Here is a 22,547-nt window from a genome sequence, read left to right on the forward strand (position 1 = left end):
GGCAAGCGACTCAATACGCCGAAATTTTCTGCCTCGGCATCATCATGCCTTCAGGCCAGTTTTTGCGCAATAAGGCTGTTGGTGCCTGTGGACGTGATTTTCACATGAATGATGTCGCCGATCCGGTCCTGATTGTCATCGATGATGACAGGCAGCAGCCATGGCGAACGGCCCACCATCTGGCCCGCAACGCGACCCGGCTTTTCGAGCAGCACATCCATCTCGCGACCGATCATGGAATCCTGGAACGCATATTGCTGTTCGGACAATAGTGCCTGAAGCCGCTGGAGGCGTTCATCCTTGACCGCTTCCTCGACATGATCGTCAAGATCGGCACCCGGCGTGCCGGGACGCGGCGAATATTTGAACGAATAGGCCTGCGCGTAATTGACCTCGCGCACGAGCCGCATCGTGTCTTCGAAATCCTGATCGGTTTCACCGGGGAAGCCGACGATGAAATCACCCGACAACGCCATATCCGGCCTGACTTCGCGGATACGCTCGATGAGGCGCACATATTCATCCGCCTTGTGACGGCGGTTCATCGCCTTGAGAATGCGGTCCGAGCCGGACTGTACCGGCAGATGCAGATAAGGCATCAGCTGGCGCAGGTCACGATGGGCGGCAATCAGGCTGTCATCCATGTCGCGCGGATGGCTGGTGGTGTAACGAAGGCGGGCAATCCCCGGAATGCGCGCCAGACGAAACAGAAGTTCGCCCAGGCCCCATTCGCGACCATCGTCACCAGCGCCGTGCCAGGCATTCACGTTCTGGCCGAGCAGGGTCAATTCACGCACGCCGCTGTCGGCAAGGCGCTCGGCCTCCGCCACAATCTGCTTCACACTGCGCGAAACTTCCGAGCCGCGCGTATAGGGAACCACGCAGAAGGTACAGAACTTGTCGCAGCCCTCCTGCACGGTCAGGAACGCTGAAACACCGCGCTTGCGGGTTTCCTCGCGCCTCGGCGATGGCAGATGTTCAAATTTATCCTCGATAGCGTATTCGGTCTCCACCACCTTTTCGCCGCTGCGAACCCGCGCAAGCGCATTAGGCAAGCGATGATAGGTCTGCGGCCCGATGACCAGATCGACATTCGGCGCACGGCGCAGGATTTCCTGTCCTTCCGCCTGCGCCACGCAGCCCGCAACGCCGATGGTCAGTTCCTTGCCATTCGCTTCGCGCGCATCCTTCATCTTGCGCAGACGGCCAAGCGCGGAATAGAGCTTTTCCGACGCTTTTTCACGAATATGGCAGGTATTGAGCAGAACCAGATCGGCATCATCCGGCGTATCAGTCGCGACATAGCCTTCCGCTGCAAGGCTGTCGGCCATGCGCTGGCTATCGTAGACGTTCATCTGGCAGCCATAGGTCTTTACGAAAACCTTGCGCGCATTCGGGCGCTCTGCCGCGGGGTCGAGTTCGGTGATATTGTCGCTCATGCGCGGCTATCTACAGCTTTTGTCGTCATTTTGGAAGGTGACAATCTGACGGCTGTCACTCTTCGGGGATATCACGCCCCAGCAATGCGCTTTGCAAAAGCGCGCGCACCCGGTTTTCCATTGTGCGAGCGAGCGCCTTGCGATCTGTCTCGGCCGTTACCACAATGGGTTCCCCGAAACGCACCTCGACGTCTATCGCGCCCTCTCGCAAGATGCCTTTGAGATGCGGCATCAGTTCGACATCGCCCGGCCACGACGCAATGGGGCGGAAATAGCGGCCCATCGCCATGCCGTGAACCCCCGTATAGGCGATGGCGACCGGCTGAACCATGACTTCAGGCACATTCGCTTCCCTGATTGCGGCGTGCGCGGCACCGAAAAGCGCCGTCTTGAAAGGCAGAACGCGATTGCCGTCCGATGTCGTGCCTTCGGCGAACAACACCATTGCGTCGTCGGTCGCCAGACGCCGCGCAATCTCCGAGGTCTGCTCTCCGGTCTTGCCTCGCCGCTCGCGCTCCACGAAAACGGTACGCTGCAAGACGGCGAACATGCCGAAGACGGGCCAGTCGCGCACTTCCGATTTAGCGATGAAGGACACCTGCCCTACGGCCGACAGCACGACAATGTCGCTCCATGATGTATGATTGGCGACAAGGAGAAGCGGGCGGCCTTCGTGCATCTGGCCGACGGTCCTGATGCGGAAGCCGAAAAGCCTCGCCACGACGCGGTGGAAGAAGTTCGGCAGGCTGCGTTTCCAGCCGTTCTTCAGTTTCAAAAACAGATATTGCACCGGAATCAGCGACAGGCTCAGCGCAACCATGGCCGAAACGACCAGGAATATCCGTATCGCGCCGATCATGGCGCCCTCTTCAGGTCACGCCGCAAGATGAGGGCCGCCGAACGCCCATTCGCCGTTTCGTAATAGGCAGGACGGTCGCCGACCTTCCGGAAGCCGAGGCGGCGGTAAAGCGCCTGCGCGGCGACGTTGGCCTCGTCCACCTCGAGAAAAAGCGTTTCGGCCCGTTCCTGGTAGAGATGGCGCAGCACGGCATCCATGAGCGCGCGCCCCACGCCCTGCCGCTGCACGACGCGCGCGACGGCGATTGTGAGGATTTCCGCTTCTCCTGCGACCAGACGGGCCAGCACGAAGCCGCACGCATCGTTCGGCTTGCCTTCCGCACGCGCCACAAAGCCGAACACAGTGTTTTCGCCAATCAGCGACCTGAAATCATCGGAGCTCCAGCCATGATGGAAGGCGGCGGCATGAATGCGCTGGATCGCATGGCTGTCCTGTGCGTTCAGCGGTTCTATCGAAACCTCCCTGCGACCGAAACGGCCGAACGGCAAGCCCATCATCGGCTATTCCCCAGCGCTCTTCCGCGGCAGCGCAAACCCGACCTGTGGCTTTGCATCAGTCCCGCGCATGTAAAGCGGCTTCGGCGCATCCCCCGGCTGGCGCGAGCCTGCGAGACGCGCATAAACGCCGATTGTCGCGGTCGGCTCTGACGGGCCGAGCGCGAAACGTCCGCCAACCGCCTCATTGATTGAAACGGAAGCAGAACCCGCTAGAACCGTATTTTCGGCCTGGGAAGCGGCAAGGGCCTCTGCCTCCTCCCGTGACAGGACCAGAGGCTTCGCGCCTGGCAAACCCTTCGCATCGAATGATTGCGCATAAATTTCGCCGCGATGCGCGTCGAGGAGGACGAGCACCGGCTTTTCAGGCTTCGTGAGCCGGCTTTCAGCGGCCAGCGCTTCGAAGGCTGTGATGCCGAGCGCCGGAACGCCGAGGGCCAATGCAAAGCCGCGCACCGCCGAAACGCCGATACGCACACCGGTAAACGATCCCGGCCCGATATTGACCGCCATGCGATCCATGTCGCGGAGCGATAGTTTCGCCTCCGTCAAAGCGCGTTCTACATAGGTCATCAATACTTCCGCGTGTCCTTTGCCGATGTTTTCGCTCACATCGGCAAGCACGAGATCGCCATCGGAATCGTAGACGGCAACGGAACACCACGAAGCGGCAGTATCAAGCGCGAGTATTTTCATGCGCAACCGGGTAAATCAGATTTCGCGCTGCGACAAGCCGCAACTTGGTGCAAGCCCAATCGGTCCCGTTTTTTAACCGACCCACGGAACAAAATCTGTCGGCATGCATTTTCCCACCGGGTGCGGGAATGTTTTGCGTTGCCTTGAAGGTAACGAAGGCCCTCCGGCAATCGAGCCTTGTAAGGATCTGGCGGGTTCGTTTGTGTTGGAACAGCTGCCCACGACCATGAGCGACATTCTCCCAGTCTCTCCTAGCCGGATCGAGCAAAAGGATGTGAGGATAAAATGCCCCAGAAGTCGATGCATGCAACCCGCAACGATCTTCCTTCCAATACGAAGACGACAATGATCGCGCTGCTTAACCAAAACCTCGCCGCGACAATCGATCTTGCCCTCATCACCAAGCAGGCTCACTGGAATCTCAAGGGGCCGCAATTCATCGCCGTTCATGAAATGCTCGATGGCTTCCGTGCCGATCTCGACAACCATGTCGACACGATTGCCGAGCGCGCCGTACAGATCGGCGGCACGGCCTACGGCACGACGCAGGTGGTTGCCAAGGAAAGCAAGCTCAAGCCTTATCCGACCGACATCTATGCCGTTCACGACCATCTGCTGGCATTGATCGAGCGCTATGGCGATGTCGCCAACCTGCTGCGCAAGTCGATCAAGGATGCAGATGAAGCGGGGGACGACGATACGGCGGACATCTTTACCGCCGCGTCCCGCAGCCTCGACAAGGCGCTGTGGTTCCTCGAGGCCCATGTTCAGGAAACGAACTAATATGAGAGCCTGACGGCCTGGCAACCGTCGTTTCTATAAAGGCCGGGAAATCCCGGCCTTTGTTGTCTGGCTATACTCAGTTAGCCCATTCGCCGCCGCGCATCACCGGCTCGCGGGTTCCGTCCGCGTTGATGCCGTCGACGTCGATCTGGCCGGAGCCGATCATCCAGTCGATATGGATAAGGCTCGCGTTGCCGCCCTGCGCCTTGATCTGTTCCGGCGTCATCTTCGCTCCGTCGATAAAGCATTTGGAATAGCACTGGCCGAGCGCGATATGACTTGCTGCGTTTTCATCGAACAGGGTGTTGTAGAACAAAAGCCCACTCTGCGAGATCGGTGAGGAATGCGGCACCAGCGCCACTTCGCCCAGATGACGGGCGCCTTCATCCGTATCCAGCACCTTGTTGAGCACCTCTTCACCACGGCTCGCCTTGGCCTCGATAATCCGCCCGCCCTCAAAGCGAACCACGATATTCTCGATCAAGGTGCCCTGATGCGACAAAGGCTTGGTGCTGGTCACATAGCCTTCGACACGAAGAGCGTGGGGGGTCGTAAACACTTCCTCCGTCGGGATGTTCGGATTGCAGGTGATGCCGTTTTTGGCAGTGGACGCGCCGCCGTGCCATTCATGGCCGTCGGCAAGCCCAACAGTCAGATCAGTGTTCGGCCCCTTGAAATGCAGGGCGCTATAAGCCTTGCCGTTCAGGAAGCGGGTGCGGGTGCGAAGTGCTGCATTATGCGCCGCCCAGGCGCCGACCGGATCGTCGACATCGACGCGCGACGCCGCGAAGATCGCATCGGCCAGCTTGCGGGTCGCAACATCTTCCGGTTCGTTTGGAAACATGAGCTGCGCCCATGCCGGATTGGGATAGGAGATGATGTTCCAGTTGATGTCGAAACCGGCGATCTTTTCCAGCGCCGGCTGATAGGCCTTTGAATTGGCGCGGTTGGCGCGTGAAACCTTGGCCGGATCCTGGCTTGAAAGCAGCATCGGATTGTCGGCTGCGATGGCCAGACGGGCAGCGCCGTCCGAATAGGCCTTTGCCATGCCTTCATAAAGCCAGCTTGCCGCACGGTCGAAACTCGCATCCGATGCATTCTCGTACCGGGCAAGCGCCATTTCATCATCCGCGAAGAACGGCGTTACCAGCCCGGCTCCGGCCTTGTAGGCATGCTTGGCGATGAGGCGCACCAGCGGCAGCGCCACGACCGGGGCGGTGATGACGAGATCCTGCCCCTCGCGCAATTGCAGACCGACACGAACGGCGACTTCCGCGAGACGTTCAAGTTTCACCGGATCGATGACTGGGTTCAGCTGTTCAGGAGCCATGGGTGGAAGACCTCTTTCGATAGGGAATCACCGACAGTTTATCAGACGGCATAATTTCACCACCTTTTTTCCTGCCTTTACGCTATAGTATTCACGCGGTCAGTTGCAGAAGAAAGCAGACAGCAATGAATAAGAAAGTGCTTATCTTACTGGGCATTACCGGCCTTCTGACCGGCTGCGTAACGATGACGCCCGAACAGCGCCGTGCAGCTGACGAGCAGACCTGCCAAAGCTATGGTTTCAAACCCAGGACCGACGCTTTCGCCAATTGCCTCATGCGGCTCGACCTCGATCGCAGGGCCGACAGGCGCGCCTGGCAGAATCAGGTCGATTTCTATGATGCTCCGATGATGATCTATCGTCCGGTCTATCGGCCCTGACGCCTTCGCTGAAAACAACTGCAATCTGCCATTGAAATCAAAACGCCGGTCTGGTTGGAGCAGACCGGCGTTGCAGAGCATCCGATTATAAATGCGCTTCCTAGAGCGGAGCTTCGGGACGATCCTGGGAGAGAAGAAGCGCGCCGATGGCGTCAGCCTGCTTCTGGCTCGCCGGAGCATAGCCAAGCGAGGTCGGCTGCGGGGCCGTCGTATCGAATTGCGGCTGGTAGGACGCCATCTGCATATGCTGTTCCTGTTGAGGCACCGCAACATCGCGATGACGCGCCAGACGGTCACTGCGCGCCTGAGGACCGACGCCGCTGTTCTGGTCTGCGCTTTGAGCCTTGGAAGCCTCCGCGAGTGCCACCTGAACAGTCGGTTCCGTTCCCGGAACCGGACCGGTCTGCGGCAGGGTCACATCATAAGATGGATCCTGCGGAACGGAAGGCGATTGCGGCGAATATGCGAGGGCAAGATTGTATGGCTCCTGCGGGACCGGGTTCTGCAGCGAGCCGTCGCGGTTGCGCTTTTCGTAGAAGGAATTGCCACCGGCGACGAGCACATAGTGCATGTTGTTGTAAGGGAACCTCAGGCCCGCCGTATGGAAGAACAGGGCGTTCTTGAGTTTCGGATGGCGCTGCCCCTTCAACACTGCATCGGCAGTTGCCTGAACATCAGGCAACGCCTTGGAATCCATCCTGCGGGTGAGGACGCCCGGCGCAAACTGGTTCTTCTGGCCAACGACGCCGCAAATCGTATCGGGATAACGGCCCGATGCGAGACGGTTCATGACGACCGTGCCGACAGCGAGAAGCCCGTCGGGGCTCGAACGGTTCGATTCGAAGAACATCGCGCGCTCAAGGCATTCCTTGTCACGCGCTGTGTAGGTGTAGGTCTTCACGCCATTGACGGATTTGACGTGGTTGGCCGCCGTCTTTTCCGAATTGGCTTTTCCCGTGGTTCCGGTCGTCGTGCATCCGGTGACCACGAAAGGCGCAACCACCAGCCCGACAAGAACGGGCAATTTCCACTTCGCGGCGCGCGTCAATGGCTCAATCTCATGTTAGGACCCTTAACTGATCCAGTCATTCGTTCAGGCAGACACATCCGGAATGATGCGCGCGAACGTCTGACCGCGGTGCAAGTCAAAGAGGACGAAGATCAAAATCATACGTCCTACTGTCGCTCAATCGAATTCAAGGTTTTGGAATTTTTAGGCCAAAAAAAGGCGAAGGGTCAAATCCCAACGATGCAGGCGGCGGTCAACCCGCCTGAAACGAAATCCGAATCGAGAGTGCGAATATGCCTACAAGCCCTTTAAATATATTAATAATTTATTAACAAGAATTACGAATTCAGATAAGGCATTGATTTAATGCGATACAAATTCCCGCAATACACGCCATATCGCTGCCTTAATTCGCTTTTGCTTGGATGGTTTTCCCCACCACATCCGCGCTGCTTCGAATGATCTGCAAAAATTCTGTTTCCCATGGGTTCCATTGGTCGCTGTCAACTTTGAAAACAGATTTGTAACATCGCGTGAAAATGCGTGATTGGCGCGCAGTTTTGGTCGGGCCTATGCGAATCGGATCAACGTTGCCGCAGGCTGACCATCCGCAAACGGCCCGCCACGATGAAAATGGCGGGCCGATCAGGAGCTATATCTGAGAGTTTGAATGACGGTGTCGATCAACCGAAAGAATAACCGGCACCGCGAACGGTGCGGATCGGATCGAGCGCGCGACCGACATTGATCGCCTTGCGCAGCCGTCCGACGTGGACGTCCACCGTGCGATCGTCCACATAGATGTCCGGACCCCAGACGCCATCCAGAAGCTGGCTGCGCGAGAAGACACGGCCGGGCGACATCATGAAATATTCGAGCAGTCGGAATTCAGTCGGTCCGAGACGGACTTCCTTTTCCTTGCGGTAAACCCGATGCTGCTGACGGTCCAGAACAAGGTCGCCCACTTTCAGCACATGCGAAAGAATGCTCGGATTGGACCGGCGCAGCATCGCCTTGACGCGCGCCAGAAGTTCCGGCGTCGAAAACGGCTTTACCACATAATCGTCGGCGCCGACGCTCAACCCGCGGACGCGTTCGCTTTCCTCGCCACGCGCCGTCAGCATGATGATCGGCAGGCGCTCGGTTTCCGGCCATTGGCGCAGGCGGCGGCACAATTCGATGCCCGAAACCCCTGGCAGCATCCAGTCCAGAATAAGCAAATCCGGCACATTCTCGCGCAATGCGATTTCGGCCTCGTCGCCGCGCAGCATGGTATCGACCTGGTAGCCCTCTGCCTCAAGATTATAGCGAAGTAGCACGCTCAGCGCCTCTTCGTCTTCTACCACAGCGATTTTGGGTGCCTGTGACATCCAGTATTTCCCTATCCAAATGCGGCGGGCGGTGGATACAATCCCCCCAATCGACCGCGTGCCGCCGCGCTATTCACTCATTCTCAGCCGTCGGACTCGGGATCACTCCAGGTCCGGTCGGATGCAGTTCAGGGTTTACGCGCCTCATCCACGACAATACCGTGGCTCAGGTCTTCCTTGGGCCGCTCAGCCGGCATTTGCAGGCCGGTCACGATGTAATAAACGGTCTCCGCGATGTTGGTCGCGTGATCGCCGATACGCTCGATATTCTTGGCGCAGAACAGAAGATGCGTGCAGGCGGAAATATTGCGCGGATCTTCCATCATGTAGGTCAGCAATTCGCGGAACAGTGACGTGTACATGGCGTCGATCTCGTCATCGCGGTCACGGACGACATTGATCTGCTGCACCGAACGCGACGCATAAGCGTCGAGCACGTCCTTGAGCTGGGTCAGCGCCAGTTCGGCCAGCGTTTCCAGACCACGATAGAGCTTTACCGGCTGACGCGATTCCGAAACGGCGGCAACACGCTTGGCAATGTTCTTGCCCAGATCGCCGACGCGCTCCAGGTCGGCCGAGATGCGGATCGAACCGATGATCTCGCGCAGGTCTACGGCCATGGGCTGGCGCTTGGCGATGATCATCACGGCCTTGTCGTCGATCTCGCGCTCGCTGGCGTCAAGGATGAGATCGTCGGAGATGACGCGCTGTGCGAGCGCGTTGTCCGCATTGACGATAGCGGCGACCGACTGCTCGACCATACGTTCCGCATGTCCGCCCATTTCGGCGATCTTGTGGGTGAGAAACTTCAATTCCTCGTCGTAGGAGCGAACGGTATGCTGAGACGGCATAGTAGACCTCGTAATATAAATTGCGGGGAAGCCGCACTGTCTGTTGAAACGCAGTTCCGGATCAGCCGAAGCGTCCGGTGATATAGTCCTGCGTGCGCTTTTCGGTCGGCGCGGTGAACATGGTTTCCGTGTCGCCCACTTCGACCAGATTGCCGAGGTGGAACATGGCTGTGCGTTGCGAAACGCGCGCGGCCTGCTGCATGGAGTGCGTGACGATCACGATCGTATAGTTCTGGCGCAGTTCGTCGATCAGCTCTTCCACCTTCGCCGTTGCAATCGGGTCGAGCGCCGAGCACGGTTCGTCCATGAGGATGACTTCCGGGCTGACCGCAATCGCGCGCGCAATGCAAAGGCGCTGCTGCTGGCCGCCGGAAAGACCGGTGCCCGCATCGTGCAGACGATCCTTCACTTCCTCGAACAGGCTCGCCTTCTTCAGGCTCGTCACGACGATTTCCTCCAGATCGGCCTTGGTCCGGGCGAGACCGTGGATGCGCGGGCCGTATGCGACGTTTTCATAGATCGACTTCGGGAACGGATTCGGCTTCTGGAACACCATGCCGACGCGGGCGCGCAGTTCGACGACATCGATCTTCGGATCGTAAATGTCCTCGTTGTCGAGCGTGATCTTGCCACCGACCTTGCAGCCTTCGATCGTATCGTTCATGCGGTTGAGCGAACGCAGGAAGGTAGACTTGCCGCAACCGGAAGGGCCGATCAGCGCTGTGACCATCTTTTCCTGGATTTCCAGATCGACGTCGAACAGAGCCTGCTTCTCCCCATAAAACACGCAGACCTTGTCGCCGCGCATCTTTATGGAACTGGCGTTGGCGTTCATTTTTTCTCCTACGGCTTTCTCGAGAGATCGTTCAGTCATCAGGTTCATAGCTTTCGACTCCCGTTTACCAGCGGCGCTCGAAGCGGCGGCGCAGAATGATTGCTGCAATATTCATCACGGCAAGGAACAGAAGCAGGACGATGATAGCGCCTGACGTGCGTTCCACAAAGGCTCGCTCTGCTTCGTTTGCCCACATATAGATCTGCACCGGCAAAGCAGTAGCCGGTTCCATCGGCGTTGACGGTACGTCGGCGACGAAGGCCACCATGCCGATCAGCAGAAGCGGCGCGGTTTCACCAAGCGCATGGGCAAGGCCGATGATCGTGCCGGTCAGGATGCCGGGTGCGGCAAGCGGCAGAACATGGTGGAACACCATCTGCGTTTTCGACGCGCCAAGGCCAAGGGCCGCGGAACGGATCGATGGCGGCACGGCGCGAAGGGCGGCGCGGGTCGCGATGATGATGGTTGGAAGCGTCATCAATGTCAGTACCAGACCGCCGACCAGCGAGGCGGAGCGCGGCAGGCCGAAGAAGTTGATGAACACCGCAAGCCCGAGCAGGCCGAACACGATGGACGGGACCGCCGCCAGATTGTTGATGTTCACCTCGATCATGTCGGTAAAGCGGTTCTTCTTGGCGAACTCTTCCAGATAGATCGAAGCAGCAACACCAATCGGCAGGGAAAGGCCGAGAACGATGAGCATCATGTAGAGCGAACCAACCAATGCCACGCCGAGACCGGAGGTTTCCGGACGGCTGGATGCGCCGAAGGTGAAGAGGCCCGTATTGAAGGACTCCTTCATCACGCCTTCTTCCGAAAGCGTCCTCATCCATCCCACCTGACGGTCCGAAACCTTGCGATTCGCCTCCGGCACCGAAAGATCGATCTGCCCCTTGAAGGCGGAATCGATGTCCGCGCCCGCCAGAACCGGAACGACCTGTGTCGTGCCGATGAGCGAGGGGTTGTTCATCACGATCTCGCGCAGCTGAATGCGCACGCCGTCCGAATAGAAACGGCCAAGGTCCCGCATTGCCGGTCGATCTGTCGTCGAAACACCAAGCTTTTCAGCCAGAGCGTTGCGCACCAGCAGCGGATAATTGGCCGTGATCAGCACATTCGGATCGGCCGCGCGCTTGTTGCCCGGATCGATCACGCTCTCTTCAAGCTTTACCGGCAGATAAAGCGTCGTCTGCCAGAAGGCGGTATAGCCCTTGGAGAAAACCGAGAACAGGAGCGCGCACAGGAAGAATACGCCGATGGCAATCGCAGCAATACCGTAATAGCGGAAGCGACGTTCGGCAGCGTAGCGGCGTTTCAGTCCGATATCGCGACGCGTCGGCTGTGCCGCGGCGCCGCTGGCATTAAAGGTCGTATCGGTCATTATTCGTACTGCTCCCGGTACTTGCGCACGATGTGCAGCGCAAAGATGTTCATGATCAGCGTCAGGACGAAAAGCGTGATGCCGAGTGCAAAGGCCACCAGCGTCTGCGGCGAATTGAACTCAAGATCGCCGGTGAGCTGGTTGACGATCTTCACGGTGATGGTGGTCATCGCCTCGAAGGGATTGATGTTGATGCGGGCCGCAACACCTGCCGCCAGAACCACGATCATGGTTTCGCCGATGGCGCGCGAAGCAGTCATCAGAAGCGCGCCTACGATGCCCGGCAATGCCGCCGGAAGGACCACCCGCTTGATGGTTTCGGAACGGGTCGCGCCAAGACCAAGCGAGCCGTCGCGCAACGCACGCGGCACGGCAGTGATGATGTCATCGGAAAGCGAAGACACGAACGGGATCAGCATCACGCCCATGACGAGGCCGGCGGTCAGAACGCTCTGCGCCATGATGAAACCCTGCCCGCCAGCAATGGCGATGGACAGATCGCGCAGGAAAGGTCCAACGGTCACGAGCGCAAAGAAGCCGTAGACGATGCTGGGAATACCCGCCAGAAGCTCCAGAACCGGCTTTACGATGGTGCGTACGCGCGGCGAAGCATATTCGGCCATGTAGATGGCGGAGAACAATCCGACCGGAACCGCGAACAGCATGGCCACGAAGGCGATATAGAGCGTGCCTGCCAGAAGCGGGATGAGACCGAACTGGCCGGTCTCGCCGCCCGAACCGGCAGCGGCAAAGCGCGGGTCCCACACCGTGCCGAAGAAGAAGTCCCACGGCGAAACGGACTGGAAGAAGCTGATGGTCTGGAACAGCATCGAGCAGATGATGCCGATGGTCGTCAGGATGGCGATGCCGGAGGCTGCAATCAGGCCCCAGAGAACGATCCGCTCGACATTGTTGCGTGCGCGCATGCGCCGGCTGATCGTGGAGAGGCCGAAAATCAGGCCGGCCACGGCGATCACCAGGGAAACAGCCGAACCGATGGTGTGCGTGAGGGCCGTTGCCTTTTTCAGGTAAAGCGCGATCGGCACCATATAGTCCTGGCCCTCGGTCGCGAGCGCCACGCCCTTTGCCCCCAGAAGCGTGCGGGCGTCCTGATAGTTCGACGGGAAATTTTCAAGTTCGGCAGGCGTCAGCCGGTCAAGCCCGCTGGCAAGACCGCGAACCATGCCGAGTTGCAGGCTGCGATTGGTGAAAGACCCTTCCTCAACGGCATCCGGCAAGCGGGCGGTCGCACTGTGATCCAGATAAACCGACGTTCCTACGGCCCATATGGCGAGGAACAGAACCGCAGGCAATGCTGAAACGAGGAAAACCCACCAGCCATGATAATGCGGGCGGGAATGCATTTTCTCGGTCGGCGAAGCTTTTGCGGAAGCAGACTGCGCCTTGTCCAGTGCAACGGCACGCTGGCGGCCTATGAAGAATCCGATCAGCCCGATTGCAACGATACTGACGAGAACCAGAAAGAAGGACATTCAATTTCCCCGGTTGCCCTGATGAATGCGGATGGCGTTGAGGTGCAGCTTCCACCCACGCCGTTCCACGCGAATGCGCCTGTCATAATACAAAGGCGCGAAAGGAGAAGAACGCGGAGATTCCTCATCCCCGCGTTCCACAGATCAAAACTTACTTCGCAGCCAACGTCTTGCCTTCGGAGAAGGCAGCGCGCTGTGCTTCACGTTCTGCATCCGGGGCCGGAACCAGACCATATTCGGCGAGCGGACCGTCAGGACCGATCATCTGGTCGTTGAGGAAGAACTCAACGTATTCCTTGAGGCCGGGGATGACGCCGAGATGCGCCTTCTTCACGTAGAAGAACAGCGGACGCGACACCGGATACTCACCCGAAGCAACCGTTGCAGCCGAGGGAGTAACGTCGTTGACGGTGGCAACCTTCAGCTTGTCGGCATTGTTTTCGAAGAAATAGAGGCCGAAAACGCCAACGCCGGTCTTGTTGGAGTCGATGCGGGCCAGCGTTTCAGCGTAGTCGCCATCAATGTCCACGGCCTTGCCGTCCTTGCGCACTGCGATACAGGCGGAAGCGGCAGCCTTGTCGTCGAGGCCGGCCTTCTTGATTTCGTCCAGAGCGCCGGAGTGCTTGCAGCCGTCAGCCAGAACCTTTTCTTCAAAGACTTCGCGGGTGCCGTGCTTTTCGCCCGGGATGTAGGCAGCAATGTCCCAATCCGGCAGGTTCGGGTTGACCTGGTTCCACTTGGTGTTCGGATTGTCGACCAGCTTGCCGTCCACGACGAGCTTGGCTGCGAGCGCCTTGTAGACGTCTTCCGGCTTCAGCTTCCAATCCGGACCCTTGGCGTCGGTCGCAAAAACGATGCCGTCATAGCCGAAGCGCACTTCCTGAACGTCCTTGACGCCGGCGTCGATGCACGACTTCAGTTCCGAGTCCTTCATGGCGCGCGATGCATTGGCGATGTCGATGGTGTTCTCACCGACGCCCTTGCAGAATTCCTTGATACCTGCGCCCGAACCGCCCGATTCAACAACCGGCGTCTTGAAGTTCGGGAAGGTTTCACCGAAGGTTTCGGCGACGATTTTTGCATAAGGCAGAACGGTCGAGGAACCGGCAACCTGAATCTGATCGCGCGCCTGAGCGGCGGAAACCGACATAACGGCAGCGATGGCAAGCGCTGCGGTCGAGGAAATCATCTTGTTCATGAGCTGCGGCTCCTGTTGTAAAAGACATATGACGATGTGGCGTCGTTAGCCCTCTACGCGCTCTATATTACATTCATATGACACTATTGTTACAGGTTTGTATCAGAGCCGCTTGCCAGTGATTTTGTGGGGTTTTGACGCGCCTTGAACCGGCAAAGAATAATGCGGCGTTCGTCCACCGCTTGAGTGTCGGTTTCGAATGATCGACCGGCCCACCGAATAACGGCTCCCAATTTCCAGCCAATTTACCCAGCCGCCTCTCCAGACCTATGCTTTGAACGACAAAGTGACAATACAAGGTTTCCACAGTGATCTATTCAAGTCTGTTCAACCTCGTCTGGATCATTGCGCTCGCGAGCTCCCCGTCGCAGTCCCATGCTCAAAGCCGTGTGCTCACCATTGCTACCGAAGGATATTTTCGGCCCTATAATCTCACGCGGTCCGATGGCACGCTCGACGGCTATGAGGTCGAGTTGGGCCAGCACCTTTGCCAGACGATGAAAGTCGAATGCAATTTTATCGCCATTCCCTTCGACGCCATCGTAACAAGCCTGCAGATTGGCAAAGCCGATGCTGTGATGGGAGCGCTGTCAGCAACAGAAACGCGTGAGAAAGTCATCGATTTCTCCGTATCCTACGGCCGCACGCCGCAAGTCTTCGCCACCCTGCGCGACGGTCCGTACAGCAAGCTGCCTCACATGGAGGAGAACCTGGACCTTTCGGGCAATCAGCATGAAACGGAGCAAGCCCTTCAAGATGTGAATACCGCGATAAAGGGAGCGACCGTCGGTGTCGTAAGTGGATCAATAGCCCAATCTCTGATCAATGCATATTTCAGAGAAGGAACCACTATCCGCGAGTATAAAACCGCCGAGCAGGTCGATCTCGATCTCGCAAACGGACGCATCGACATGCAGGCCACCGCCCGATCCTATCTGAACACGATCCAGAAGACGCAGGCCTATTCCGACGTCGTCATGACCGGGCCGCTTTTTCAAAGGCGGCCTGCTCGGGCGCGGGGTCGCTGTCGGTCTGCGCAAGGACGAAGCTGATCTCAAGCGCCAATTCGATTCTGCAATCATGGCGGCGAAGGCCGATGGCACTCTCAAAAGGCTATCCGAAAAATGGTTCGGGTTCGACGTGACCCCGTAGGTGATTGGAACGCGACGCCTTTAAGTTGAGTTATTCCCCGCTCTAACCTTTTGTTTGAGCATGATTTAATCCTGAAACTGGATCCCACCTTTCGGAATCATGATCTAAACTCACTCGTTCGGGCGAGACAACACATAGGCGGCAGAGCCCAGCATGAACAGTGTTACTACTGTTGCCAGCAGCCAGCCAGGTTTGGCGCCCCACCAGAAAATTCCATATCCGAATGCCATGCCAAGACAGGCGTAGAGCTTGGCGCGCGGCGGAATGGCACCACGCTCGCGCCATTTTATGACCAACGGTCCGAAACGTTGATCCGCGAGCAACCGGGCCTCGATCTTCGGCGACGACCGCGCGAAGAACCATGCAGCAAAAATGATGAAGATCGTTGTCGGCATGACCGGCAGGAAGGCACCCACAATGCCAAGTCCGAGCATGAGAAAGCCGAGGCAAAGATAGACGATCCGCTTGCTCGCCGAGATTGCGGGCGAAGCGGCGTCGATCCTGTCTTTTTCCGGGTGGTCCTGCATGGCGTTCCGTCGTCTGGTCTGAACGCTTATAGCAGGAATTCAACGCTTTCGTGCAGGGTGATAGCAGTCAAAGAAACGTCATCTCACCCTCTTTCGGGCCTGTGGATAACTTTCAAAATTCGACAAGAGCTTCTCGAGCACAGTCAGAAATTGCATTTTTGCCCCCAAAACGCCTCATTTCGTCAACTTTGCCCCCGACGCTGAAAACTTACCTTGCAAATAAAAATTGCATCGCGGCCGGGGACAGCTGCCACCCACGAAAGCAGCTTTTCTTGCAACGGGCGCGCGAAATCAAGGCACAGCGAAGTGCCGCCGCAGATTCCTAACGAATCGTAAACAGCTTTACAGTAAATGGCGCGAACACTTCCTAATATTCCTTTGTTGTGTTTAAGCCATTAAGTAAACAACGGTCAGTATAGGATGATTTTCCCTGCGGGATATAGATTCAGTTATCGCATAATGTTCTCATTCGAACCACGCCAGCGCCACATTTAGATTCCAGTTCGGAACCGTCTTTCTCAGCGACAACTGTGGGACACCCCGTTAACAACTAGTGGAACTGGCATGACTTTCAAGACCCGTATGGCTATGCTTGCCGTTGCGGCAACCGGTCTTCTCGCGGCCACCGCAATCGAGGCTTCAGCACAGCAATGCGGCGGTGCCTCCTGGTACGCCCTCACTTCCCGTACGGCTTCGGGTGAACGCATGAACCCGTCCGGCCTGACCGCAGCACACCGCACCCTGCCGCTTGGCAGCAAGGTCAAGGTTACCAATCAGAGAAACGGCAAGTCGCTTGTCGTGCGCATCAACGATCGCGGCCCGTTCATCAAGGGACGTGTCCTGGACCTGTCCAAGGGTGCCGCAGGCCGGCTCGGCTTCATAGGCGCAGGACACACCAAGGTCTGCTTTACGCCTTTGTGATCCAGCAAGGTCGCGTTCAGTCGCTGGACATGGAGCATTTCCGATCCAGATTTGATCGTTGGAAATGCTCCCTCCCACTGTTTTCGGCATATTCTTCCCCTAAAAGCCGGTTTTCGCTTTTGGGGAATGCTATCTCCGATCCAGCCTGTCGGTGAACCAGCGGGTCAGATTGATCCAGACCTCGTCCTTTTCGGCGGCATCCTCGATCCCGTGCTCAAGATTAGGGTTGTCGTTGACTTCGATCACGACCACCCCATCGTCCGTTTCCTTCAGATCGACGCCATAAAGCCCGTCGCCAATGCACCGTGCCGCGCGTAAGCCGGTTTCCAGCACCAATGGCGGCGCGTCGCCCAGCGCATAGGATCGAAACCCGCCTTCCAGCGGCTTGCCGCCCGTATCGTGCTTGACAATCTGCCAGTGGTTCTTGGCCATCATATACTGGCAGATGAAGAGCGGCTTGCCGTCCAGAACGCCGACGCGCCAGTCAAACTTCGTCGGCATGTATTTTTGCGCCAGCAGGAGATCACTGTCCTCCAGCCACAGGGCAGCAAGCGCTTTCAGTTCGCCGAAATCCTTCACCTTCTTCACGCCGCGCGAGAATGACGAATCAGGTATCTTGATGACCATCGGAAAACCGAGCATGTCGGCGGCGCGTTCCAGGTCCTCCTCACCCGCGATCATCACCGTCGGCGGGACCGCCACCTCGTTGGCCTGCATCAATTCATGCAGATAAACCTTGTTGGTGCAGCGGATCATGGACATCGGGTCATCGATCACCGGCATGTTTTCCTGCTGCGCCCGGCGGGCGAAACGATAGGTGTGATTGGAGATCGACGTCGTCTCGCGGATGAACAATGCGTCGAAATTGGCGAGCCGGGGCAGATCGCGCTTGCCGATCGGTTCCACTTCCACGCCGAGCCTTGCCGCGATCCTTGCCCAGTGCTTCAGCGTTGAAACGGTTGACGGCGGCATCGCTTCCTTCGGGTCGCACAGCGTTGCGAAGGAATAGCGCGCTGGCACCTTTGGGCGCGCCGCGCGCCACTCGCGCTGGGTATATCGGTCGAGTGCCTCCTCGAAACGCTCCTTCTGATCCTTGGAAAACTTGGCGATGTTGGCAAAGCCGATCTTCTGGATTCGGGCCCATTCACCTGGCTTGACGGATACTTCCAGCGATGGTGCGCGAAACCAGTCGAAGAGCAGTCGTCCGAATTTTTCAAAGTCGGGGCTGTCGGCAAGTCCGAAATGCACGTGGATTGTCTCGGGCGCCTTTTGCGGATGCTTGCCGAGCGCCTTGTTCAGCATGTCTTCAAGTTCGGGAATGGCGTTTTCATAAAGCCGCCGTTCCGAGAGATCGATCATGGTTTCCACGGAAGGGATGATGCGGTGTCCCCGCGCTTCCGCCAGAAGCGAAGCATAATAGCCGCGGCTCTGATAAGCGTAGGAGCGCGACAGATTGATGATCCGCGGGCGCAACTGGCCATTGAAGAGCGATGGATGTGCGAGGTAATCACGCGTGGTCATGACCTTGTGCGGCGTCGCCCCATTATCGATATCCGAGAGGCGTCCTACCAGAATGACGCAGATCGTCATCAGTCCGTCCTTTTTTCCAGAATAACGGCTGCCCTGAGCCCATCACTGCCGAACCGTGCGATACGGTCGAAAATGTGAAAGGGAACAGGAACATTTGCGGCATCGGCGATGGTCTCGCCCAGCTCTTCCTCCACCCAGGGGTCGTGAATGAGAATGTGACGCCCGTCTTCGCCATGAGCGAGCACCCAATGCGGCACTTTCTTGCCGAACATATGATAACCGCTGACAAGCACGATCACTGCCGCTCCACGGCGCAGGGCCGTCAGAATGTCGTGCAGGGTAAAGCTGCGATAATCCACCGGTATGGCATAGGCTTCCGTGCGCTGCCGGAAATCGGTTTGGGCCAGTTGCATGACCTTGCGCTTTTCTTCCGAACGCACCGATTGCAGGAAAAGCATATCCTCGATGGATACGATGACCGATGCTTTCAGTCCGCGTTCATGCGCGGCGACTGCAAGTCCGAAGGGTTCGCAACCGCCGGGCCCCGACATCATGTAGATGGTAGTCGCATCGCGCCACAGACGGACTTCCAGCACTGGATCAAGTCGGGTCTCCTGATTGTGCCGGGCCAGCACCATCATCAGGCAGGCCGCGCCGCAGGTGAAATCGGTCGTCTGCTCGTAATAGGGAAAGGCGGTGACCGGCGAAATGTCACCGCGAACCGTCTTTTCAAATCGCAGCGCGTCAGAATGGTCGGCATAGTAATCGAGATAGCGCCCGATGGGACGGTAGCTGTGCCGCTTGTAGAGCCCAATGGCGCGCTCGTTATCCTCGCGCACCTCAAGCCGCAGCAATGGACGGTCGTGGTCATAAGCCGCTGTTTCCGCCGCCTGCAGCAGAAGCGAGCCGACGCCCTTGACCTTTGCCTCCGGATCGACGGCTATCGAATAGAGCCGCGCCAGCGCAGTGCCATGGCGAAACAGGATCATCGCATAGCCGATGACTGTGCCATCCACCGTTGCAACAATGGTTTCTGCGGTCGGCCGCGCGATGAGGGCGCGAAAGGAACGGCGGGAAATCCGGTCTGTCTCAAAACAGCGTTCCTCGATGCGCAGGAGCGCATCTATGTCGTCTGCCGTGGCCTTGCGCGTCGTTGCGCCTGTCATCTTCTGGCCTTTGCAAAGGGATCGTTCCGATCCGGTCGAACACCAACAATTGGCTCATTCGAGGCAAAAAACAAGCGCCCGGACCGTGGCAAAATTATGGGTAATTTTTACCGTCGAAGCTGGCTTTCCGAGAGCTGACAATTTCAATTACAGATTGCATTATTGGGAACCACCCGTATTAACCATTAATTAAGAAGTCAGGCGATCGCGAGGCAAACCGAATTGACTCCGGACTATTTCAGACATTAACGTTTCGTTAATAAATGAGTAATGGCGAGAGCCAAAGGGCGTTGAGTATGTTTTGCGTTGTTCGCTCGACCACAAAGATTATGGCAGCCGCCGGTTTCGCAGTCTCGCTGCTGATGGCAAGCTTTGGTGCGGAAGCAGCCTCCGGCGACTTCATGCAGACCGGCAAGCTGACCTCGCAGCCGATCGGACATTATGAATTCTGCAAGCGCGAGCCCAAGGAATGCGGCATCACCAGCCGAGACACCCGCGCGCTCCAACTCAACCATTCGAACTGGCAGCGCATCGTCGAGATCAACCTTGCGATCAACGAGCGCATCAAGCCGATGACCGACATGGAAATCTACGGCGTCGAGGAATACTGGGCTTATCCGACGACCGTTGGCGACTGCGAAGATTACGTGTTGCTGAAGCAGCGTGAATTGCAGAAGGCCGGCATCCCGCTCACCGATCTTCTGATCACCGTCGTACGCAAGCCGGACGGCGAAGGGCACGCGGTCCTCACCGTTCGCACTGATCGCGGCGATTTCGTTCTTGATAACCTGACGGACGAAGTCATGCGCTGGAACGAGACGGATTACACGTATCTGAAGCGTCAGGCCGCGAACGACACCGGTCGCTGGGTTACCATTGAAGGTCCCGACAATCTCCTCGTCGGCTCAGTGCGCTGACATCGAGAGCTCTCCATCTGTTTGGAAAAGGCCCCGGAATGTGCTATCCGTTCCGGGTCTAAAAAGGAGAGATCGGTGCGGTTAGCCCGATCCCCGTTGCAAAGCGGGTCCTGGCCTTCGCGATTGCCGCATTTGGCAGATGCGTCGAGTCCCTTGACCTTCCACTCCAATGCAATGGTGCATTGGAGAACAAGAGGTCTTGGTTATGAAACAGCAAATCTCCGTCATCACACTTGGCATCGCCGATCTCGGGCGCTCACGTCGCTTTTACACGGAAGGCTTCGGCTGGATTCCGGTTTTCGAGAATGACGAAATCATCTTTTATCAGATGAACGGTTTCGTTCTCGGAACCTTTCTGAAATTCGCGCTCGAATCCGACATGGACCGAGATGGTCTCTTGCAACCGGGTGCCTTTTCGCTTGCTCACAATGTGGAGCGGGAAGCCGAGGTCACGCCGCTGATGAACCGGCTGGTTGAGGCTGGCGGCAAATTATTGCGCCGGGCCGACGTGCCAATCCATGGCGGTTTTCGCGGTTATGTCGCCGACCCCGACGATCACGCCTGGGAAATTGCTTGGAACCCGGCCTGGGCAATCGACGAGAATGGTCTTGTGACGTTTGGAATATGAGCCGGATAGGGCTGGCAACGGGCGCTTTTCGCGCCCTTAGCCTCATAACGATGTGATTATTGCGGGGCGGCGCGTGGCAAAAATCTATTTCATCTCGCATCCGGAAGTCATCGTCGATCCGGCAAAGCCTGTTCCCTCATGGAACATTTCGGAGCGTGGTATCGAACGGATGAGTTCTTTTGCCGGTCGGCCTGAGCTGCAATCGATCGGGTCGATCTGGTCCAGTACTGAAACAAAGGCAATTGAAGCCGCCGAAATCCTGGCCGGTGTTTTACGAATAGTTCCTGCGACCGACGATCGTTTTAGTGAAACCGACCGAAGCTCCACCGGCTTTCTGCCTCCCGACCAGCACGAAATGGTGGCCGACCAGTTCTTTTCAGCCCCAGACAACAGCATTCGCGGATGGGAGCGGGCCATTGATGTACAATACCGCATCACGCGGGGCTTCAAATACGTGGAACGGCTCTCGGCTTCGCACGATACTGCCATTATCGGCCATGGCGGCTCCGGCACGATACTTCTCTGTTATCTTGCGGGACTCCCGATCAGCCGCCAATATGACCAGCCCCATCAGGGACACTACTGGTGCTATTCATGTGAGGAAAGAACTGTCCTCCATCATTGGAAACCGATAGCGCCACGCTGAATTTCATCAAGGACATCGCTAACATGTGGTTTCCCGGGCGGGCTGTTTACGCTATGCTTTGATTCTGGCTTCTTCCAAGCCTCCCCCCTCCGTTCGGGAAAGCATTTTTTCATGCAGGAAGAATAAATCATCGAACCAACTGTTCGGGCACATGCACAAGGAGGGACTGCAGCGACAGCTCGTCACAGGAGGTTTATCGATGCGGTCATCGTCCCCTATCTATCACCTGAAGCGGCACGCCAGACGTCTGGCAAACGAGGCTGATATTCCGTTCCATGCTGCGCTTGATCGCATTGCGGCGCAGGAAGGCTATAGAAGCTGGAGCCTGCTCGTCAACAAGTCATCCGCTCCCGTTTCTGCCAGTGAGATCTACAGCTTTCTCAAACCCGGCAACATGGTGCTGATCGGTGCGAGACCGGGTCATGGCAAGACCCTGTTGAGCCTGGATATAATGATAGAAGCCATGCGAGGCAGCAATTGCGGCGTGTTCTTTTCGCTCGATTACTCGGAAAGAGATATCGCCGCGCGCTTCCAGGCACTCGATTGTAAACAGGATGATTTTCGGCATCTGTTCCGCTTCGATTGCTCCGATGCCATCTGCGCCGATTATATAATCGCCAAACTCGATGACGCCCCAATTGGAACCGTTGTGGTCATTGATTATCTGCAGATTTTGGATCACAAGCGAGACAAGCCTGCCCTGTCGACCCAGATTGCGGCACTCAGATCTTTTGCTTCCGAGCGAAGGCTCACCATTCTGTGTATATCCCAAATCGACCGTTTCTTTGATCCAGCAACAAAGCCGTGTCCGGGGATCGAGGATGTCCGGCTTCCCAATCCGCTTGATCTTGCTTTGTTCGATACATGCCTCTTTCTCAACAATGGCGAGATTCGCGTGCAATCGCGCACTGGAACCAAGCCGCTCGTGCCTTCGTAAAGGGT

General features: G+C 57.5%; 24 protein-coding genes. 9 read left to right on the forward strand and 15 right to left on the reverse strand.

Translation table 11 applies throughout. The features are described from left to right. Positions 1-50: 50 nt before the first annotated feature. From miaB to tsaB, 4 genes are read right to left on the reverse strand one after another with little or no spacing between them, the layout of a single operon-like run. Positions 51-1,439 (reverse strand): tRNA (N6-isopentenyl adenosine(37)-C2)-methylthiotransferase MiaB, encoded by a 1,389-nt coding sequence (gene miaB / locus ACOWVS_RS10385; protein WP_021587620.1) that lies wholly within the window; start codon positions 1,437-1,439, stop codon positions 51-53. A gap of 55 nt (positions 1,440-1,494) precedes the next feature. Beyond that, entirely contained in the window at positions 1,495-2,298 is an 804-nt protein-coding gene (locus ACOWVS_RS10390; protein WP_021587619.1) for a lysophospholipid acyltransferase family protein, read from the reverse strand. Further along, positions 2,295-2,795 carry a ribosomal protein S18-alanine N-acetyltransferase gene (gene rimI, locus ACOWVS_RS10395; RefSeq protein WP_021587618.1) on the reverse strand — a complete coding sequence of 167 codons (501 nt, stop codon included), beginning with the start codon at positions 2,793-2,795 and terminating at the stop codon, positions 2,295-2,297. Before rimI ends, ACOWVS_RS10390 begins: the two co-directional genes overlap by 4 nt. Positions 2,796-2,798: 3 nt before the next feature. Then, positions 2,799-3,488: a tRNA (adenosine(37)-N6)-threonylcarbamoyltransferase complex dimerization subunit type 1 TsaB gene (gene tsaB, locus ACOWVS_RS10400; RefSeq protein WP_075041825.1), complete on the reverse strand. Its 690-nt coding sequence runs from the start codon at positions 3,486-3,488 to the stop codon at positions 2,799-2,801. A 285-nt stretch (positions 3,489-3,773) separates the two neighbouring features. Here tsaB and dps point away from each other — a divergent pair, with 285 nt between their 5' ends. Then, the gene (gene dps / locus ACOWVS_RS10405) at positions 3,774-4,271 is read left to right on the forward strand and encodes a DNA starvation/stationary phase protection protein Dps (protein WP_021587616.1); all 498 of its coding nucleotides are present in this window, start codon (positions 3,774-3,776) and stop codon (positions 4,269-4,271) included. A 76-nt stretch (positions 4,272-4,347) separates the two neighbouring features. Here dps and ACOWVS_RS10410 read toward each other — a convergent pair whose 3' ends face one another. Then, complete coding sequence (locus ACOWVS_RS10410) at positions 4,348-5,601, reverse strand: aminopeptidase (RefSeq protein ID WP_021587615.1); 1,254 nt, start codon at positions 5,599-5,601, stop codon at positions 4,348-4,350. A gap of 125 nt (positions 5,602-5,726) precedes the next feature. Between ACOWVS_RS10410 and ACOWVS_RS10415 the strand changes: the two genes are divergently transcribed. Continuing rightward, a complete protein-coding gene (locus ACOWVS_RS10415) occupies positions 5,727-5,981 on the forward strand; it encodes a hypothetical protein (RefSeq protein ID WP_021587614.1) in 255 nt (84 codons plus the stop codon). Between the two features lie 100 nt (positions 5,982-6,081). Here the strand turns inward: ACOWVS_RS10415 and ACOWVS_RS10420 are convergent, their stop codons facing one another. From ACOWVS_RS10420 to ACOWVS_RS10450, 7 genes are all read right to left on the reverse strand, one after another. Beyond that, positions 6,082-7,029 carry a cell wall hydrolase gene (locus ACOWVS_RS10420; protein ID WP_021587613.1) on the reverse strand — a complete coding sequence of 316 codons (948 nt, stop codon included), beginning with the start codon at positions 7,027-7,029 and terminating at the stop codon, positions 6,082-6,084. Positions 7,030-7,673: 644 nt separating this feature from the next. Beyond that, positions 7,674-8,360 (reverse strand): phosphate regulon transcriptional regulator PhoB, encoded by a 687-nt coding sequence (phoB, locus tag ACOWVS_RS10425; RefSeq protein WP_006468130.1) that lies wholly within the window; start codon positions 8,358-8,360, stop codon positions 7,674-7,676. Positions 8,361-8,488: 128 nt separating this feature from the next. Continuing rightward, entirely contained in the window at positions 8,489-9,211 is a 723-nt protein-coding gene (gene phoU, locus ACOWVS_RS10430; RefSeq protein ID WP_006468129.1) for a phosphate signaling complex protein PhoU, read from the reverse strand. 61 nt (positions 9,212-9,272) lie between these two features. Then, positions 9,273-10,046: a phosphate ABC transporter ATP-binding protein PstB gene (gene pstB / locus ACOWVS_RS10435; RefSeq protein WP_006468128.1), complete on the reverse strand. Its 774-nt coding sequence runs from the start codon at positions 10,044-10,046 to the stop codon at positions 9,273-9,275. Positions 10,047-10,110: 64 nt separating this feature from the next. Continuing rightward, a complete protein-coding gene (gene pstA, locus ACOWVS_RS10440) occupies positions 10,111-11,427 on the reverse strand; it encodes a phosphate ABC transporter permease PstA (RefSeq protein WP_006473263.1) in 1,317 nt (438 codons plus the stop codon). Further along, positions 11,427-12,920 carry a phosphate ABC transporter permease subunit PstC gene (pstC, locus tag ACOWVS_RS10445; protein WP_021587612.1) on the reverse strand — a complete coding sequence of 498 codons (1,494 nt, stop codon included), beginning with the start codon at positions 12,918-12,920 and terminating at the stop codon, positions 11,427-11,429. Before pstC ends, pstA begins: the two co-directional genes overlap by 1 nt. Before the next feature lie 151 nt (positions 12,921-13,071). Continuing rightward, the gene (locus tag ACOWVS_RS10450; protein ID WP_021587611.1) at positions 13,072-14,118 is read right to left on the reverse strand and encodes a PstS family phosphate ABC transporter substrate-binding protein; all 1,047 of its coding nucleotides are present in this window, start codon (positions 14,116-14,118) and stop codon (positions 13,072-13,074) included. Positions 14,119-14,426: 308 nt separating this feature from the next. Here ACOWVS_RS10450 and ACOWVS_RS10455 point away from each other — a divergent pair, with 308 nt between their 5' ends. Together ACOWVS_RS10455 and ACOWVS_RS10460 are read left to right on the forward strand one after the other, a co-directional pair. Next, positions 14,427-15,170, forward strand: a complete 744-nt coding sequence (locus tag ACOWVS_RS10455; RefSeq protein ID WP_021587610.1) for a transporter substrate-binding domain-containing protein — start codon at positions 14,427-14,429, stop codon at positions 15,168-15,170. Between the two features lie 28 nt (positions 15,171-15,198). Continuing rightward, on the forward strand, positions 15,199-15,270 hold the full coding sequence (locus ACOWVS_RS10460) for a hypothetical protein (RefSeq protein ID WP_376787004.1): 72 nt from the start codon (positions 15,199-15,201) through the stop codon (positions 15,268-15,270). A 110-nt stretch (positions 15,271-15,380) separates the two neighbouring features. Here the strand turns inward: ACOWVS_RS10460 and ACOWVS_RS10465 are convergent, their stop codons facing one another. Continuing rightward, positions 15,381-15,797 carry a YbaN family protein gene (locus ACOWVS_RS10465; RefSeq protein ID WP_021587609.1) on the reverse strand — a complete coding sequence of 139 codons (417 nt, stop codon included), beginning with the start codon at positions 15,795-15,797 and terminating at the stop codon, positions 15,381-15,383. Positions 15,798-16,361: 564 nt separating this feature from the next. Here ACOWVS_RS10465 and ACOWVS_RS10470 point away from each other — a divergent pair. Then, positions 16,362-16,718, forward strand: a complete 357-nt coding sequence (locus tag ACOWVS_RS10470; RefSeq protein WP_006468123.1) for a septal ring lytic transglycosylase RlpA family protein — start codon at positions 16,362-16,364, stop codon at positions 16,716-16,718. Between the two features lie 129 nt (positions 16,719-16,847). Here the strand turns inward: ACOWVS_RS10470 and ACOWVS_RS10475 are convergent, their stop codons facing one another. Both ACOWVS_RS10475 and ACOWVS_RS10480 read right to left on the reverse strand, forming a co-directional pair. Next, positions 16,848-18,308, reverse strand: coding sequence for a RimK family protein (locus tag ACOWVS_RS10475; protein ID WP_021587608.1), 1,461 nt, complete (start codon positions 18,306-18,308; stop codon positions 16,848-16,850). Continuing rightward, positions 18,308-19,414: a GNAT family N-acetyltransferase/peptidase C39 family protein gene (locus tag ACOWVS_RS10480; protein WP_021587607.1), complete on the reverse strand. Its 1,107-nt coding sequence runs from the start codon at positions 19,412-19,414 to the stop codon at positions 18,308-18,310. The genes ACOWVS_RS10475 and ACOWVS_RS10480 overlap by 1 nt, the downstream gene beginning before the upstream one ends. A gap of 296 nt (positions 19,415-19,710) precedes the next feature. Here ACOWVS_RS10480 and ACOWVS_RS10485 point away from each other — a divergent pair, with 296 nt between their 5' ends. From ACOWVS_RS10485 to ACOWVS_RS10500, 4 genes are all read left to right on the forward strand, one after another. After that, on the forward strand, positions 19,711-20,331 hold the full coding sequence (locus tag ACOWVS_RS10485; RefSeq protein WP_006472618.1) for a transglutaminase-like cysteine peptidase: 621 nt from the start codon (positions 19,711-19,713) through the stop codon (positions 20,329-20,331). A gap of 205 nt (positions 20,332-20,536) precedes the next feature. Further along, positions 20,537-20,959: a VOC family protein gene (locus tag ACOWVS_RS10490; protein ID WP_021587605.1), complete on the forward strand. Its 423-nt coding sequence runs from the start codon at positions 20,537-20,539 to the stop codon at positions 20,957-20,959. Between the two features lie 73 nt (positions 20,960-21,032). Next, positions 21,033-21,605: a histidine phosphatase family protein gene (locus tag ACOWVS_RS10495; protein ID WP_075041835.1), complete on the forward strand. Its 573-nt coding sequence runs from the start codon at positions 21,033-21,035 to the stop codon at positions 21,603-21,605. A gap of 199 nt (positions 21,606-21,804) precedes the next feature. Then, positions 21,805-22,542: a DNA helicase gene (locus ACOWVS_RS10500; RefSeq protein WP_021587603.1), complete on the forward strand. Its 738-nt coding sequence runs from the start codon at positions 21,805-21,807 to the stop codon at positions 22,540-22,542. Positions 22,543-22,547: the final 5 nt, after the last annotated feature.

Origin of the sequence: Brucella sp. IR068 (assembly GCF_049065885.1) — a bacterium.
Taxonomy (GTDB): Bacteria; Pseudomonadota; Alphaproteobacteria; order Rhizobiales; family Rhizobiaceae; genus Brucella; species Brucella intermedia.

Excerpts from the sequence above, each read along its gene's own strand:
- tsaB (WP_075041825.1), bottom strand. The coding sequence starts at position 3,488 with ATGAAAATACTCGCGCTTGATACTGCCGCTTCGTGGTGTTCCGTTGCC.
- ACOWVS_RS10450 (WP_021587611.1), bottom strand. The coding sequence starts at position 14,118 with ATGAACAAGATGATTTCCTCGACCGCAGCGCTTGCCATCGCTGCCGTT.
- dps (WP_021587616.1), top strand. The coding sequence starts at position 3,774 with ATGCCCCAGAAGTCGATGCATGCAACCCGCAACGATCTTCCTTCCAAT.
- phoB (WP_006468130.1), bottom strand. The coding sequence starts at position 8,360 with ATGTCACAGGCACCCAAAATCGCTGTGGTAGAAGACGAAGAGGCGCTG.
- pstB (WP_006468128.1), bottom strand. The coding sequence starts at position 10,046 with ATGAACGCCAACGCCAGTTCCATAAAGATGCGCGGCGACAAGGTCTGC.
- ACOWVS_RS10470 (WP_006468123.1), top strand. The coding sequence starts at position 16,362 with ATGACTTTCAAGACCCGTATGGCTATGCTTGCCGTTGCGGCAACCGGT.
- ACOWVS_RS10410 (WP_021587615.1), bottom strand. The coding sequence starts at position 5,601 with ATGGCTCCTGAACAGCTGAACCCAGTCATCGATCCGGTGAAACTTGAA.
- miaB (WP_021587620.1), bottom strand. The coding sequence starts at position 1,439 with ATGAGCGACAATATCACCGAACTCGACCCCGCGGCAGAGCGCCCGAAT.
- ACOWVS_RS10480 (WP_021587607.1), bottom strand. The coding sequence starts at position 19,414 with ATGACAGGCGCAACGACGCGCAAGGCCACGGCAGACGACATAGATGCG.
- ACOWVS_RS10475 (WP_021587608.1), bottom strand. The coding sequence starts at position 18,308 with ATGACGATCTGCGTCATTCTGGTAGGACGCCTCTCGGATATCGATAAT.
- ACOWVS_RS10390 (WP_021587619.1), bottom strand. The coding sequence starts at position 2,298 with ATGATCGGCGCGATACGGATATTCCTGGTCGTTTCGGCCATGGTTGCG.
- ACOWVS_RS10415 (WP_021587614.1), top strand. The coding sequence starts at position 5,727 with ATGAATAAGAAAGTGCTTATCTTACTGGGCATTACCGGCCTTCTGACC.
- ACOWVS_RS10465 (WP_021587609.1), bottom strand. The coding sequence starts at position 15,797 with ATGCAGGACCACCCGGAAAAAGACAGGATCGACGCCGCTTCGCCCGCA.
- ACOWVS_RS10485 (WP_006472618.1), top strand. The coding sequence starts at position 19,711 with ATGTTTTGCGTTGTTCGCTCGACCACAAAGATTATGGCAGCCGCCGGT.
- pstC (WP_021587612.1), bottom strand. The coding sequence starts at position 12,920 with ATGTCCTTCTTTCTGGTTCTCGTCAGTATCGTTGCAATCGGGCTGATC.
- ACOWVS_RS10500 (WP_021587603.1), top strand. The coding sequence starts at position 21,805 with ATGCGGTCATCGTCCCCTATCTATCACCTGAAGCGGCACGCCAGACGT.
- ACOWVS_RS10490 (WP_021587605.1), top strand. The coding sequence starts at position 20,537 with ATGAAACAGCAAATCTCCGTCATCACACTTGGCATCGCCGATCTCGGG.
- pstA (WP_006473263.1), bottom strand. The coding sequence starts at position 11,427 with ATGACCGATACGACCTTTAATGCCAGCGGCGCCGCGGCACAGCCGACG.
- rimI (WP_021587618.1), bottom strand. The coding sequence starts at position 2,795 with ATGATGGGCTTGCCGTTCGGCCGTTTCGGTCGCAGGGAGGTTTCGATA.
- phoU (WP_006468129.1), bottom strand. The coding sequence starts at position 9,211 with ATGCCGTCTCAGCATACCGTTCGCTCCTACGACGAGGAATTGAAGTTT.